The organism is Allobosea sp. Leaf344, assembly GCF_001426225.1.
In the GTDB taxonomy this organism is placed as follows: domain Bacteria; phylum Pseudomonadota; class Alphaproteobacteria; order Rhizobiales; family Beijerinckiaceae; genus Allobosea.
Genome location: NZ_LMRT01000013.1, coordinates 130979 through 145778 on the forward strand (window position 1 = coordinate 130979; position 14800 = coordinate 145778).

General features: G+C 67.9%; 11 protein-coding genes. 10 read left to right on the plus strand and 1 reads right to left on the minus strand.

Translation table 11 applies throughout. From position 1 onward, the window contains the following. Positions 1-186: 186 nt before the first annotated feature. From ASG72_RS09280 to ASG72_RS09325, 10 genes are all read left to right on the plus strand, one after another. A complete protein-coding gene (locus ASG72_RS09280) occupies positions 187-2949 on the plus strand; it encodes an MFS transporter (protein WP_056711388.1) in 2763 nt (920 codons plus the stop codon). Between the two features lie 40 nt (positions 2950-2989). After that, entirely contained in the window at positions 2990-6742 is a 3753-nt protein-coding gene (locus ASG72_RS09285; RefSeq protein ID WP_056711390.1) for a nitrate reductase subunit alpha, read from the plus strand. Positions 6743-6756: 14 nt separating this feature from the next. Next, on the plus strand, positions 6757-8283 hold the full coding sequence (narH, locus tag ASG72_RS09290) for a nitrate reductase subunit beta (protein WP_056711392.1): 1527 nt from the start codon (positions 6757-6759) through the stop codon (positions 8281-8283). Position 8284: 1 nt separating this feature from the next. Then, the gene (gene narJ, locus ASG72_RS09295) at positions 8285-9046 is read left to right on the plus strand and encodes a nitrate reductase molybdenum cofactor assembly chaperone (protein ID WP_056711394.1); all 762 of its coding nucleotides are present in this window, start codon (positions 8285-8287) and stop codon (positions 9044-9046) included. A 5-nt stretch (positions 9047-9051) separates the two neighbouring features. Then, positions 9052-9780 carry a respiratory nitrate reductase subunit gamma gene (narI, locus tag ASG72_RS09300; protein ID WP_056711396.1) on the plus strand — a complete coding sequence of 243 codons (729 nt, stop codon included), beginning with the start codon at positions 9052-9054 and terminating at the stop codon, positions 9778-9780. Positions 9781-9784: 4 nt separating this feature from the next. Continuing rightward, the gene (locus ASG72_RS09305) at positions 9785-10633 is read left to right on the plus strand and encodes a peptidylprolyl isomerase (protein WP_056711398.1); all 849 of its coding nucleotides are present in this window, start codon (positions 9785-9787) and stop codon (positions 10631-10633) included. A gap of 9 nt (positions 10634-10642) precedes the next feature. Continuing rightward, positions 10643-10984 (plus strand): hypothetical protein, encoded by a 342-nt coding sequence (locus ASG72_RS09310; RefSeq protein WP_056711400.1) that lies wholly within the window; start codon positions 10643-10645, stop codon positions 10982-10984. A 33-nt stretch (positions 10985-11017) separates the two neighbouring features. Further along, positions 11018-11791 (plus strand): carbonic anhydrase, encoded by a 774-nt coding sequence (locus tag ASG72_RS09315; RefSeq protein ID WP_082540234.1) that lies wholly within the window; start codon positions 11018-11020, stop codon positions 11789-11791. Between the two features lie 2 nt (positions 11792-11793). Beyond that, the gene (locus ASG72_RS09320; RefSeq protein WP_056711402.1) at positions 11794-12375 is read left to right on the plus strand and encodes a DUF2478 domain-containing protein; all 582 of its coding nucleotides are present in this window, start codon (positions 11794-11796) and stop codon (positions 12373-12375) included. Between the two features lie 194 nt (positions 12376-12569). Further along, complete coding sequence (locus ASG72_RS09325; protein WP_056711404.1) at positions 12570-14309, plus strand: AAA family ATPase; 1740 nt, start codon at positions 12570-12572, stop codon at positions 14307-14309. Between the two features lie 28 nt (positions 14310-14337). Here ASG72_RS09325 and ASG72_RS09330 read toward each other — a convergent pair. Further along, positions 14338-14800, minus strand: a 463-nt coding sequence (locus ASG72_RS09330) for a cupin domain-containing protein (RefSeq protein ID WP_056712526.1), incomplete at its 5' end; no start/stop codon positions are given.

The following is a 14800-nucleotide window of genomic DNA, read 5'->3' on the forward strand; positions in this document are numbered from 1 at the left end:
ATCAAGCACGGGATTGCCACGAAGCTTGCAACCTCTTGCCGATCGGAGGCCGGCGGATTGACCGATCCGGAGCGCCGCCTTGAAAGCTTCGGGCGCCCGGAAGCCGTTGATTTGTATCAAAGATAAACAGCCTCCCGCGGCCAAAGCCTCCCCTGTCTTCGCGATTTGGGTACGGGGGAATCGGTCATGGACGGCGCAGCGGTCTCACCTGCGGAACAACGCCAGGCGCTCTGGCTGTCGACGTTCGCCTTCACGGTCTGCTTTGCGGTCTGGACGATTTTCGCGATCATCGGGATCCAGATCAAGAAGGACCTCGGCCTCTCCGACACGCAGTTCGGCCTGCTGGTCGGAACGCCGATCCTGACGGGGTCGCTGATCCGCCTGTTGCTGGGGATCTGGGCCGATCAATATGGCGGCCGGGTGGTCTATACGCTGACCATGCTGTCGGCGGCGGCGATGACCGGGCTGCTGACCTTCGCCTATGACTATACGACCTTCCTGATCGCGGCGCTCGGCGTCGGCATCGCCGGCGGCTCCTTTTCGGTCGGCGTCGCCTATGTCGCGAAATGGTATCCGAAGGAGCGGCAGGGCACGGCGCTCGGCATCTTCGGCGCGGGCAATGTCGGCGCCGCCGTGACCAAATTCGCCGCGCCCGTGATCATGGTCGCCTATGGCTGGAAGAGCGTCGCGCTGATCTGGGCCATCGCGCTCGCCGTCACCGCCATCGTCTTCTTCCTCTTCACCAAGGACGATCCCGATCTCGCGGCAAGGCGCGCCGCGGGCACCAGGCCCGAGCCGCTCTCCGCCATGCTGGAGCCGCTGAAGAACATCCAGGTCTGGCGCTTCTCGCTCTATTACTTCTTCGTCTTCGGCGGCTTCGTCGCGCTGGCGCTGTGGCTGCCGCGCTACCTCATCGGCGTCTACGGCCTCGACATCGCCACGGCCGGCATGGTCGGCGCGATGTATTCGATCCCGGCCTCGATCTTCCGGGCCTATGGCGGCCATCTCTCCGACAAATACGGCGCGCGCCGGGTGATGTACTGGACCTTCCTGGTCGCGGTCGGCTGCACCTTCCTGCTCGCTTACCCGCCGACGCAATACGTCGTCGAAGGGATCGGAGGCCCCATCGCCTTCTCCACCCGCATGAGCCTGCCGGGCTTCATCGCGGTGGCCTTCGTGCTCGGCTTCTTCATGAGCCTCGGCAAGGCCGCGGTCTACAAGCACATTCCGGTCTATTATCCCGGCCGCGTCGGCGCCGTCGGCGGCGTCGTCGGGCTGGTGGGCGGGCTCGGCGGCTTCGTGCTGCCGATCGCCTTCGGCGCGCTGAACGATCTGACGGGGGTCTGGCAGAGCTGCTTCTGGCTGCTCTTCCTCATCGCCTCGGTCTCGCTGCTCTGGATGCATGTCGCCGTCCGGCAGATGGAGCGCGAGGCGTCGGAGGCCGGCGTGCCGGTCAAGGCGCTGCCGGAACTGCCCGAGATGCAGCCGGTCCATGGCGAAGCTCAGGCGGGCGCGCTGGCGGCCAAGGGCGCGATCGCCGATTGGCGGCCGGAGGACCGGCGCTTCTGGGAGGAGCGGGGGCGGGCGATCGCACGGCGCAATCTCTGGATCTCCGTGCCCTGCCTGCTCCTCTCCTTCGCGGTGTGGATGGTGTGGTCGGTCGTGGTGGCCAAGCTGCCGAGCGTCGGCTTCGCCTTCACCACGGAGCAGCTGTTCTGGCTGGCGGCTCTACCCGGCCTGTCGGGCGCGACGCTGCGGATCTTCTACAGCTTCATGCCGGCGATCTTCGGCGGGCGGCTGTGGACCACGCTGGCGACCTGGTCGCTGCTGATCCCGGCGCTCGGCATGGGCTTCGCCGTGCAGAACCCGGAGACGCCCTACTGGATCTTCCTGGGGCTGGCGCTGCTCTGCGGCTTCGGCGGCGGCAATTTCGCCTCCTCCATGGCCAATATCTCGTTCTTCTTCCCCAAGGCGGAAAAGGGCAACGCGCTGGCGATCAATGCCGGGCTCGGCAATCTTGGGGTCAGCGTCGTGCAGTTCGTGGTGCCGCTCGCGATCACGGCCGGGATCTTCGGCGGGCTGGGCGGGGCACCGCAGAGCGCGACGGTCGCCGGCGTCACCGCGACGCTGTGGCTGCAGAATGCCGGCTTCGTCTTCGTGCCCTTCATCGTCGTCTCGGCCTTCGCCGCCTGGTTCGGGATGAACGACATCGCCACGATGAAGGCCTCCTTCGCCGATCAGGCGGTGATCTTCCGGCGGACGCACAACTGGATCATGTGCTGGCTCTACACCGGCACCTTCGGCTCCTTCATCGGCTTCTCCGCCGCCTTTCCGCTGCTCGCCAAGGTGCTCTTTCCCGAGGTGAACGTGCTGCAATACGCCTTTCTCGGGCCGCTGGTCGGGGCGCTGTCGCGCGCCGCGGCGGGCAAGGCCTGCGACCGGATCGGCGGCGGGCGCATCACCTTCTGGGTGTTCATCGCGATGAGCCTCGGCGTCACCGGCGTGCTCTATGCCATCGGCATGAAGGGCGATCCCAGCGCCTTCCCGGTGTTTTTCGCCAGCTTCCTGTTCCTCTTCGCCGCGACCGGCATCGGCAACGCCTCCACCTTCCAGATGATCCCCGCGATCATGCGGCTGGAACTCGTCCGGCTGGAGCCCGGGCTGAGCCCGGCCGAGCGGGTCAAGCAGTCGGACAAGGAGGCGGCCGCGATCATCGGCTTCACCTCCGCCATCGCGGCCTATGGCGCCTTCTTCATCCCCAAGAGCTTCGGCACCTCGATCGCCCTGACGGGCGGCGCCTCCGCCGCGCTCTACGGCTTCCTGGGCTTCTACCTCAGCTGCATCGCCCTGACCTGGTGGGTCTACACCCGCCGCGGCGGCCTGCTGCACGACACCGAGCACGGCCTCGCGGCGGCGCAGGCCAGGCCGCTGCCCGCTCCGGCCGAATGATCTCCACCCTCCGCTTCCGACTTCCCTCGAGGGGACCGCAATGAGCCATTTTCTCGACCGTCTGACCTTCTTCAACAAGGTCTCCGAGCCCTTCTCCAACGGTCATGGCGTCATGACCAGCGAGGACAGGCGCTGGGAGGACGGCTACCGCAAGCGCTGGCAGCACGACAAGATCGTCCGCTCGACCCATGGCGCCAATTGCACCGGCTCCTGCTCGTGGAAGATCTACGTCAAGGGCGGCATCGTCACCTGGGAAACCCAGCAGACGGACTATCCCCGCACCCGGCCGGATCTGCCGAACCACGAGCCGCGCGGCTGTTCGCGCGGCGCCTCCTACAGCTGGTACCTCTATTCCGGCAACCGCGTAAAATACCCGCTGATCCGGGCGAGGCTGCTCAGGCTGTGGCGCGAGGCACGCAGGACGATGTCGCCGGTCGCGGCCTGGGCCAGCATCGTGGAGGATCCGGCCAAGCGCGCGAGCTACACCAGGAAGCGCGGGCATGGCGGCTTCGTGCGGGCGGGCTGGGACGAGGTCAGCGAGATCATCGCCACCGCCAACGCCTATACCGCGAAGACCTATGGCCCCGACCGCGTCTTCGGTTTCTCGCCGATCCCGGCGATGTCGATGGTCTCCTATGCCGCGGGCTCGCGCTATCTCTCGCTGATGGGCGGCGTCTGCATGTCGTTCTACGACTGGTATTGCGACCTGCCGCCAGCCTCGCCGCAGACCTGGGGCGAGCAGACGGACGTGCCGGAATCGGCCGATTGGTACAATGCCGGCTTCATCATCCTGTGGGGCTCGAACGTGCCCCAGACCCGGACGCCCGACGCGCATTTCTACACCGAGGCCCGCTACAAGGGCATGAAGAGCGCGGTGATCTGCCCGGATTATTCGGAAGCCTCGAAATTCGGCGACATCTGGCTGAGCGTGAAGCAGGGCACGGATTCCGCGCTGGCGATGGCGATGGGCCACGTCATCCTGAAAGAATACCATGTCGACCGGCAGGTGCCGTATTTCCGCGACTATATCCGCCAGTACAGCGACATGCCGATGCTGGTCCGGCTCGTCGCGCAGGGCGACACGCTGGTGCCCGAGCGCTTCCTGCGCGCCTCGGATTTCGACGCCTCGCTGGGCGAGACCAATAATCCGGAGTGGAAGACCGTCGCCTATGACGAGGCATCGGGCGCGATCGTCGCGCCGGGCGGGACGATCGGCTTCCGCTGGGGCGAGAGCGGCAAATGGAACCTCGAGGAAAAGGATGCCTCGGGCGCGCCGACGAGGCTGAGGCTGTCGCTGACCGAGATCGCCGAGGAGCGGGCGGAGGTCGCCTTCCCCTATTTCGGCAATATCGCCCATGAGCATTTCGCCTCGACGGGCCATGGCAGCGTCCTCAAGCGCCGCCTGCCGGTGAAGCGGCTCGCGCTGCCGGCGGGCGAGACGCTGGTCGCCACGGTGCATGATCTGCTGCTCGCCAATTACGGCGTCGATTGCGGCCATGGCGGCGAGAACGTCGCCGGCTCGCTGGACGACGATACGCCCTACACCCCGGCCTGGGCCGAGGCGATCACCGGCGTCTCGCGCGACAAGATCATCCAGGTGGCGCGGGAATTCGCGACCAATGCCGAGAAGACCCGGGGCCGGTCGATGATCATCATCGGCGCGGCGATGAACCATTGGTACCACGCCGACATGAACTATCGCGGCGTCATCAACATGCTGGTGATGTGCGGTTGCGTCGGCCAGTCGGGCGGTGGCTGGGCGCATTATGTCGGGCAGGAAAAGCTCAGGCCGCAGGCCGGCTGGGCGCCGCTCGCCTTCGCGCTCGACTGGGGCCGGCCGCCCCGCCAGCAGAATTCGACCTCGGCCTTCTACGCCCATACCGACCAGTGGCGCTACGAGACGGTGCGCGTCGCCGATCTGGTCTCGCCGACCGCTCCCGCCGGTCCGTGGGACGGGGCGCTGATCGACTACAACATCAGGGCCGAGCGCATGGGCTGGCTGCCCTCGGCGCCGCAGCTCCAGACCAATCCGCTGCAGGTCGCGAAGGACGCCGCCGCCGCCGGGATGGAGGCCAAGGACTATGTCGCCAAGGCGCTGAAGGAGGGCTCGCTGAAGCTCTCCTGCGAGGATCCAGACAACCCCGCGAATTGGCCGCGCAACCTGTTCGTCTGGCGCTCGAACCTGTTGGGCTCCTCCGGCAAGGGCCATGAATACTTCCTCAAGCATCTGCTCGGCACCAGCCATGGCGTGCTGGGCAAGGATCTCGGCCCGGAGGGCCGGGCCCGCGCGACGGAGGCCGTCTGGCACGAGACAGCGCCGGAGGGGAAACTCGACCTGCTGGTGACGCTGGATTTCCGGATGTCGACCACCTGCGTCTATTCCGACATCGTGTTGCCGACGGCCACCTGGTACGAGAAGAACGACCTCAACACCTCCGACATGCACCCCTTCATCCATCCGCTGACCGGCGCGGTGGATCCCGCCTGGGAGGCGCGTTCGGACTGGGAGATCTACAAGGGGCTGGCCAAGGCCTTCTCGAAGGTCGCGCCCGAGGTGCTCGGCGTCGAGCACGACGTCGTGCTCAACCCGATCAAGCACGACAGCGCCAACGAGATCGCCCAGCCCTTCGAGCCGAAGGATTGGAAGACGGGCGAATGCGAGCCGATCCCGGGCAAGACCATGCCGGTGGTCGCCGTGGTCGAGCGCGACTACCCCAATCTCTACGCCCGCTTCACCGCGCTCGGCCCGCTGATGGACACGATCGGCAACGGCATCAAGGGCATGGCCTGGAAGACCGGGCACGAGGTCGAGCATCTCAAGGCGCTGAACGGCGTGCATCTGGAGGGGGCCAATAAGGGCCTCGCCAGGATCGTCACCGACATCGACGCCGCCGAGATGATCCTGATGCTGGCACCGGAAACCAATGGCGAGGTCGCGGTCAAGGCCTGGGCTGCGCTGGGCAAGGCGACAGGGCGCGAGCACACCCATCTGGCGCTGCCCAAGGAGGACGAGAAGATCCGCTTCCGCGATGTCGTGGCGCAGCCGCGCAAAATCATCTCGGCGCCGACCTGGTCGGGGCTGGAGAGCGAGAAGGTCTGCTACAACGCCGGCTACACCAACGTCCACGAGCTGATCCCGTGGCGGACGCTGACCGGGCGCCAGCAGCTCTACCAGGACCATCTCTGGATGCGGGCCTTCGGCGCGGGGCTGTGCGTCTACCGGCCGCCGCTCGATCTGCGCACCATCGCGCCGGTGATCGACCTGAAGCCGAACGGCGAGACGCAGATCGTCCTCAACTTCATCACTCCGCACCAGAAATGGGGCATCCACTCCACCTATACCGACAATTTGATGATGCTGACGCTGTCACGCGGCGGGCCGATCGTCTGGCTGAGCGAGACCGACGCCAGGCGGGCCGGCATCGTCGACAATGATTGGGTCGAGGCTTTCAACAGCAATGGCGCTCTGGTCGCCCGCGCCGTGGTCTCGCAGCGCATGAAGGACGGCACGCTCTTCATGTACCACGCGCAGGAGAAGATCGTGAACATGCCGGGCTCGGAGATGACCGGCCAGCGCGGCGGGATCCATAATTCGGTGACCCGCATCGTCATCAACCCGACCCACATGATCGGCGGCTACGCGCAGCTCGCCTATGACTTCAACTATTACGGCACGATCGGCACCAACCGCGACGAGTTCGTGGTCATCCGCAAGCTGAAGACCGTGGATTGGCTCGAACGCCCCCATGCCGACGCTGCGCCCGCCATCGTCCCCGCCCAAGCCGCAGAGTGAAAAGGATCCCCTCGATGAAAATCCGCGCTCAGATCGGCATGGTGCTGAATCTCGACAAATGCATCGGCTGCCACACCTGCTCGGTGACCTGCAAGAACGTGTGGACCAACCGCGAAGGCATGGAATACGCCTGGTTCAACAATGTCGAGACGAAGCCCGGCATCGGCTATCCCAAGGATTGGGAAAACCAGGACAAGTGGAAAGGCGGCTGGCGCCGCAAGAAAAACGGCAAGATCGAGCCGAAGATCGGCGGGAAATGGCGGATCCTGGCGAATATCTTCGCCAATCCCGACCTTCCGGAGATCGACGACTATTACGAGCCCTTCACCTTCGATTACGAGCATCTCCAGAAGGCGCCCGAGCTGGAGGCCTTCCCGACCGCGCGCCCGCGCTCGCTGATCACCGGCGAGCGGATGGAAAAGATCGAATGGGGGCCGAACTGGGAGGAGATCCTCGGCGGGGAATTCGCCAAGCGCTCCAAGGACGTCAATTTCGAGGGCGTCCAGAAGGAGATGTACGGCCAGTTCGAAAACACCTTCATGATGTATCTGCCGCGGCTGTGCGAGCATTGCCTGAACCCGACCTGCGCCGCCGCCTGCCCCTCGGGCGCGATCTACAAGCGCGAGGAGGACGGCATCGTCCTGATCGACCAGGACAAATGTCGCGGCTGGCGGATGTGCGTCTCCGGCTGCCCCTACAAGAAGATCTACTTCAACTGGTCCTCGGGCAAATCCGAGAAATGCATCTTCTGCTATCCGCGCATCGAGGCCGGCCAGCCGACCGTCTGCTCGGAAACCTGCGTCGGCCGCATCCGCTATCTCGGCGTGATGCTCTATGACGCCGACCGCATCGAGGAGGCGGCCTCGACAGCCTCGGAGCAGGACCTCTACGAGGCGCAGCTCAAGGTCTTCCTCGATCCCAACGACCCGGCCGTGATCGCCCAGGCGCGGGCCGACGGCATCTCGGAATCCTGGCTCGAGGCGGCACGCCAGTCGCCGATCTGGAAGATGGCCATGGAGTGGAAGGTCGCCTTCCCGCTCCACCCGGAATACCGCACCCTGCCGATGGTCTGGTACGTGCCGCCGCTCTCGCCGATCACGGCCGCGGCCGAGGCCGGCAAGATGAGCACCGACGGCGGCATGCCGGATGTGAAGTCGCTGCGCATCCCGCTGAAATACCTCGCCAATCTGTTGACGGCCGGGGATGAGGCGCCGGTCGCGGCCGGCCTCGAGCGGATGCTGGCGATGCGCGCCTATATGCGCGCCAAGACCGTGGACGGCGTGCTGGACGAGGCCGTCGCGCGGCGCGTCGGCCTGACCGGGGTGCAGATCGAGCAGATGTACCACGTCATGGCGATCGCCAATTACGAGGACCGCTTCGTGATCCCGACCAGCCATCGCGAGGTGACGCAGGACGCCTATGAGCTGCGTGGCCAATGCGGCTTCTCCTTCGGCGATGGCTGCCTGCCGAGCGACGACAAGGTCAATCTCTTCGGCGGCATCAAGCTGAAGAACGACAAGCCGAAGATGGGAGCGCTCTGAGATGAAGACGCTGAAGGTTCTGTCCGCGCTGCTGTCCTATCCGACGGAGGAGCTCGTGGCCGCCGGCGAGGCGATGCGCGCGGTGCTGGCGCGCGAGGCGGTGCTGCCCGCCGCCGAGCTGAGGGCGCTGTCGCAGCTGATCGCCGAGCTCGCCGCGGGCGACCTCATGGAGCTGCAGGAGCGCTACATCCTGCTGTTCGACCGGACGCGGGCCTTGTCCCTGCATCTGTTCGAGCACGTCCATGGCGAGAGCCGCGATCGCGGCCAGGCGATGGTCGACCTGATCAAGCTCTATGAGGATGGCGGCTACAGCCCGACGGTGACGGAGCTGCCGGATTTCCTGCCGCTATTCCTGGAATATGCCGGCACGCGCGGTCCCGCCGATGCGATCGAGCTCCTCGGCCAGCCGGCCCATGTCTTCGCGGCGCTGCGCGAGCGGCTGCGCAAGCGCAGCTCGCCCTATGAGGCGGTGTTCGGCGCCCTGCTCACCCTCGGCAAGGCGACGCCCGACATGGCGATGATCGACCGCCTGCTGGCGGAGCCCGATCCGGAGCCGGACGATCTCGAGGCGCTGGACGCCGCCTGGGCCGAGGAGGAGGTGCTGTTCGGCCCCGGCGCGGCCGCCGAGGACTGCGGGAAAGACACGCTCGCCGCCAGGCTCCGCCAGGCGCGGCGGCCGGCGCCGGGCCTGGAACCCGTGCCGGGCGCGGCGCCCCGGATGACCATCACCCATTCCGGCCTTTCGACCCGCACGGGAGCCTGAAGACCATGCGCGACACGATCTTCCACATCCTCTTCGTCTGGTACCCCTATGTCTGCCTCACGGCCTTCTTGCTGGGCAGCCTGATCCGTTATGATCGCGAGCAATACAGCTGGAAAGCCGGCTCCAGCCAGATGCTGCGCAAGCGCCAGCTGTTCTGGGGCTCCAACCTCTTCCATCTCGGCATCCTGTTCCTGCTGGTCGGGCACGGCGTCGGCCTGCTGACGCCGAGCTCGGTCTATACGCTGCTGCTCACCGTGCCGCAGAAGCAGATGGTCGCGATCGTCGCCGGCGGCATCGCCGGCCTCGTCTGCTTCGTCGGGCTCAGCCTGCTGCTGCACCGGCGCCTGTTCGACGCCCGCATCCGCCAAACCTCGACCGTGATGGATCTGGCCGTGCTCTCGATCCTGTGGGTTCAGCTGAGCATCGGGCTGATCACGCTGCCCTATTCCTTCGGCCATTCGGACGGCGCCGCGATGCTGGTGCTCTCGCATTGGGCGCAAGGCATCCTGACGCTGCAGCCGGTCGACGCCAAGACGCTGCAGGGGCTGGACTGGCCCTATCTGATCCATCTCGTGCTGGGGATGACGATCTTCCTGATCTTCCCGTTCTCGCGGCTGGTCCATATCTGGTCGGCGCCGGTCTGGTATCTCGGCCGCCGGGGCTATCAGGTGGTGCGCACCCGGCGCACGCTGACGGCGGCGCCCGCCGCCCGTTCGCAGCAGCCGGCGGAGTAGGCGCATGAGCAGCCCGGCCCCCTCCGCCTGCGCGGTCAAACCCGCCGTCACCGCCAGGCCCAAGACCGTCAGCGTCGGCGGCGTCGTCATCCCCCGCGCGGCGATCGCGCGGGAAACCCAGCACCATCCCGCTTCCAAACCCATCGAGGCCTGGCAGGCCGCGGCGAGGGCGCTCGCGATCCGCGAGCTGCTGCTGCAGGAAGCGCGGCGCCTGGCGCTCGTTCCCGAACCGGCCACGGATGACGAGGGCCGCCGCGAAACGGAGGAGGAGGCCCTGATCCGCCAGCTGGTGGCGCAGGAGGTGCGCACGCCCAGCGCCGACGAGGCCAGCTGCCGGCGCTATTTCGATGCCAACCGGACGCGCTTCCAATCCCCGGGGATCATCGAGGCGCGGCACATCCTGCTCGCCGCCGCTCCGGGAGACGCCTCGGCACGGCGCGAGGCCGCCGCTCGCGCCGCTCTGCTGATCCTGCAGATCCGGGAGGAGCCGCATCGTTTCGCGGAGCTCGCGGCCGCCGCCTCCTCCTGCCCCTCGGGCCGGACCGGCGGGCATCTCGGCCAGATCGGACCCGGCCAGACCGTGCCGGAATTCGAGGCGGCGCTGGAGCGCCTGCCGCTGGGCCGCGTCGGCGAGGAGCCGGTCGAGACCCGCTACGGCTTCCACATCGTCTGGATCGAGCGCCGCATCGCCGGGCAGCCTCTGCCTTTCGAGGCGGTGCGGGCCCGCATCGCCGCCTGGCTCGACGAGAGGGTCCGCCGCATGGCGATCCAGCAATATATCGCGATCCTGGCCGGCCGGGCCGAGATCATCGGCGTCGCCATCGCCGCCAGCGCCTCTCCGCTCGTTCAATAGGAGGTTTCCATGCAGCTCGGTGCCCTGCTGAACCAGCTGTCGGATGAGGGCGACGCCGCCGCGGCGCTGGAGGCGCTCGGCGACGTCATCCTGCTGGCCGAGATCCAGGCGATGGGCGAGCGGCATGAGGAGACGCCCGGCGAATATGTCGCCAATGCCTCGCGCCGCTTCGCCGCGCGCGCCGATGACGAGGACTGGCTGGCGCTGATGACCGCGATCGAGCGGGCGGACGACCCGGCCAGGGTCGTGCTCGGCCGGATGCTGCGCTGGGCGCTGGCGCAGGACGCGGCCCCGGTGCCGGTCGCCGGATCCTGCGGCTGCGGGCCGGGGGGCTGCGATGACCATCGCTGAGCCCCGGCCGAACGGCTGCGGAGGGGCCGGCTGATGGCGCGCACCCTCGACCATCTCTTCGACCGCAACGTCGCCTGGGCGCAGTCGAAAACCCGGAGCGACCCGCATTTCTTCAGGCGGATGGCCGAGCAGCAGAGCCCGCGCTATCTCTGGATCGGCTGCGCGGACAGCCGCGTCACCGCCAATGACGTGCTCGGCCTCGACCCTGGCGAGGTCTTCGTCCATCGCAATATCGCCAATGTCGTCCATACCAGCGACATGAACATCCTCTCGGTGATCGAATATGCGATCGACTACCTCGAGGTCGAACACGTCATCATCTGCGGACACTATGGCTGCGGCGGTGTGCAGCGGGCGCTGGTGACCGAACGCGGTGCGCTGCTGGACCATTGGCTCCAGCCGATCTCGATGCTGCACCGCAAGCACCGCCAGATTTTCGCCGCCCTCCCGGACGAGGCGCGCCGCCTCGACCGGATGTGCGAGATCAATGTCGAGATGCAGGTCCGCCGCATCGCCCAGACGCCGATCGTCGAGAATGCCTGGGCCCGCGGCCAGGCGCTGCATCTGCATGGCTGGATCTATGCGATCGAGGACGGGCTGCTGCGCGATCTCGGCCCGCATCTGTCCTCCGTCGCGGAACGGGACGCGCTGCCCTCGATCGATCACCGCGTCGTCCATCCCGTGGAGGCGATGAGCGCTTTGCGGCGCCAGGCGCTCGACGCCTTCGCGACCCTGCCGGCCGGCGAGCTGCACGGCAATACGTGCTGCCGCCCCGGCGCCGTGGCTGTTCCGGCATTGGAGCCCTGACGATGCGAGACGATATCCCCATCACAGCCCTCGTCTATACCGACAGCGAGGCCGCCGATCAGGCGTTGCGGGCCGTCGCCCTGACATTGCTGGAGCGCGGCTGCCGGCTCGCCGGGCTGGTGCAGCACAACACGCCCCGCCCGGGCCGGTCTCGCTGCGACATGATGCTGGAGGAGCTGTCGAGCGGCGCCCGGCTCGGCATCTCGCAGGATCGCGGCCCGCTGGCGCGGGGCTGCGCGCTCGATGTGGGGCAGCTGCTGCAGGCGATGCAGATCGTGCGCGCCGGCCTCGGGCAGCGGCCCGACCTCGTCATCCTCAACAAATTCGGCAAGACCGAAGCGGAGGGCGCAGGCTTCCGCCCGCTGATCGGCGAGGCGCTGGAGGCGGGCCTGCCTTTGCTCATCGCCGTGCCCTGGCGCAATATCGAGAGCTGGCGCCTGTTCGCCGGGCCGCTGGCGCGGGAGCTGGAGCTCGAGGCACTGCCCCGCGATGGCGAGGGCCTGTGCGAGAGACTGGGCCTGCACCGGGTCTCCGCCGGGCAGGCGGATTTTCGGAGCGGGGCCGGCAGCCTGCCGGCGGCCTAGCGGCGCTCACGGACACGCGAGGGGTCGTTTTTCACGCGCGAATGCTGACGCCGATCAATGCGCGGCGGCTTGCACCACCTAGTCTGACCCTTCGAGGCGTCGCAGATCCGGCATCCTCGCCCAGCGGGGAGCGCCGGGACAAAGGCGGGCATGACACCGTCTGCCCGGGTGTCGCGTGGGTGAGGTCGTGCGTGATGGACGAGCGTGCAGAGCTACTCGCCTTTCTCGGATCCTCGGACGGCTTCGGCGGCGGCGGCGTCGCCATCGAGACCGCGGTCACGCATATCTCCACCGTGCTGCTGATCGGCGCCCGCGCGATCAAGCTGAAACATCGGCTGCGCCTGCCCTATCTCGATTTCACCACGCCCGAGCAGCGGCTGCAGGCCTGCCTCGACGAGCTGCGCCTGAACCGGCGCACGGCGCCGTCGCTCTACCGGGCGGTGCACCGGATCACGCGGGAGGAGAATGGCCGGCTGGCGCTGAATGGCGGCGGGCCGCTGGTCGATGCGGTGGTCGAGATGGTCCGCTTCGACGAGCGGACCCTGTTCGACCGGCTGGCGCGCGAGGGTGAGCTGACGCTCGGCGATGTCGAGTTGCTGGCGCGGGCGATCGCGCGGCTGCATGGCGAGGCCGAGCCGGTGCGGAGCGAGGGCGCGCGGCGCATGGCGCGGGTGCTGGCGATCAATGAAAGCGCCTTGCAGCAGGCCTCCGTCTTCACCCAAGCCGAGATCGGGCCGGTGATCCAGGCCTGCCGGCAGGCCTTCGAGACCGTCCGCGGGCGTCTCGACCTGCGGGCGCGCGGCGGCTTCGTCCGGCGCTGCCATGGCGATCTGCACCTGCGCAACATCTGCAAGGTCGATGGCGTGCCGACCCTGTTCGACTGCCTGGAATTTAGCGACGATCTCGCGACGACGGATGTGCTCTACGATCTCGCCTTCGTGCTGATGGATCTCTGGCGGCGCAAGCTGCCGGTCCACGCCAATACGCTGTTCAACCGCTATGTCGACGAGACGGGAGACGAGGCGGGGGCGGCCCTGCTGCCGTTCTTCATGGCGGTCCGGGCCATGGTCCGCGCCCATGTCACCGCGGCCCAGATCGGCACCTCGGAACTCTCCTGCGCCTGGATCCGGGCCGAGGCGCGCGGCTATCTCGAGCTGGCGCGCGACCTGCTCGCGCCGAAGGTCGCCAGCCTCGTCGCCATCGGCGGCTATTCCGGTTCGGGCAAATCCACCGTCGCGACGCGGATCGCGCCGGCGATCGGGCCGGCGCCGGGCGCGCGGATCCTCGCCAGCGACCGGATCCGCAAGCATCTCTTCGGTGTGCAGGCGGATACGCGGCTGGCCGGAGACGCTTATGCGCCGGCCGTGTCGAAGACGGTCTACGACACCGCGCTCGCCTGCGCCGATGTGGTGCTCGGGGCCGGGCACTCCGTCCTGTGCGAGGCGGTGTTCGACCGCGCCGCGGCGCGCGCCGCGGTGGAGGCGCTGGCCCGGCGGCGCGGCGTGGCGTTCCGGCCGCTCTGGCTGGAGGCACCGGCGGGGCTGCTGATGCGCCGCGTCGCCGCCCGCCGCAACGACCCCTCCGACGCGACGCCCGAGGTGGTGATGGCGCAGCTCGCCAGGCCGAACCCGCCGCATGACTGGCCGCGGCTCTGTACCACGGGCGATCTCGACACGGTCTGTGCGGCGGCCCAGATCGCGACGGGGCTGGAGATCGGCATCAGCCTGGCGCCGCCCTGCGCGCCGATGCGCATTCCGTCGCGGGATCTGGCGCCGCTGACCTGCGCCAGCGCGCTGGCCGGCGCCCATTCCCCGCATCGCCCCGACACGGCCTCGAAGACCGTCGGCCTCGACGGGCTGGTGCGGGCACCCGCCGGTCCGACCATCCTGCCGCTGCCGGACGAGCCCGGCCGCCGCCTCAGACTGCCGCACTGACGCTGCGGGCGCGCTGAGCCCCCGGGACTCAGCGGCTGCGCAGGACCTGGTCGGCCCAATGGGTCAGCATCGGCCCGTCCGCCCCCGCGACGGGATCGGTCGGCGGGAAATTGAGGATCGCGATCTGGTTCAGCATCGCGGGCGTCGCTTCCTTGCGCATGATATCCAGGGTCTGGCCCGGCGGGTAGGCGCCGACCACCAGCAGATCCTCGGAATGCGCGACGCAGCGATGCCCGGTCCCGGCCGGCAGCAGCAGGACGTCGCCCGCCTTCACCTGCAGGCGCCGGCCATCCGCACCGCCCAGCACCAGATCGGCGCTGCCGGCCGCGATGCCGAGCACCTCATGCGCCTGGCTGTGATAATGATCGTAATCATAGATGCCGTTTCGCCATTGCGGCGGCCAGCCATTCTCCGCGAAGCGCGCCTCCATCTCCCCCGCGAGATCCTCGCCATCGCCGGCGAAAGCCGCCTCGTAATAGACCACGGGCAGG

Bases quoted from the DNA above. Each gene is read 5' to 3' on its own strand.
- ASG72_RS09280 (WP_056711388.1), top strand. From the start codon at position 187: ATGGACGGCGCAGCGGTCTCACCTGCGGAACAACGCCAGGCGCTCTGG.
- ASG72_RS09285 (WP_056711390.1), top strand. From the start codon at position 2,990: ATGAGCCATTTTCTCGACCGTCTGACCTTCTTCAACAAGGTCTCCGAG.
- narH (WP_056711392.1), top strand. From the start codon at position 6,757: ATGAAAATCCGCGCTCAGATCGGCATGGTGCTGAATCTCGACAAATGC.
- narJ (WP_056711394.1), top strand. From the start codon at position 8,285: ATGAAGACGCTGAAGGTTCTGTCCGCGCTGCTGTCCTATCCGACGGAG.
- narI (WP_056711396.1), top strand. From the start codon at position 9,052: ATGCGCGACACGATCTTCCACATCCTCTTCGTCTGGTACCCCTATGTC.
- ASG72_RS09305 (WP_056711398.1), top strand. From the start codon at position 9,785: ATGAGCAGCCCGGCCCCCTCCGCCTGCGCGGTCAAACCCGCCGTCACC.
- ASG72_RS09310 (WP_056711400.1), top strand. From the start codon at position 10,643: ATGCAGCTCGGTGCCCTGCTGAACCAGCTGTCGGATGAGGGCGACGCC.
- ASG72_RS09315 (WP_082540234.1), top strand. From the start codon at position 11,018: ATGGCGCGCACCCTCGACCATCTCTTCGACCGCAACGTCGCCTGGGCG.
- ASG72_RS09320 (WP_056711402.1), top strand. From the start codon at position 11,794: ATGCGAGACGATATCCCCATCACAGCCCTCGTCTATACCGACAGCGAG.
- ASG72_RS09325 (WP_056711404.1), top strand. From the start codon at position 12,570: ATGGACGAGCGTGCAGAGCTACTCGCCTTTCTCGGATCCTCGGACGGC.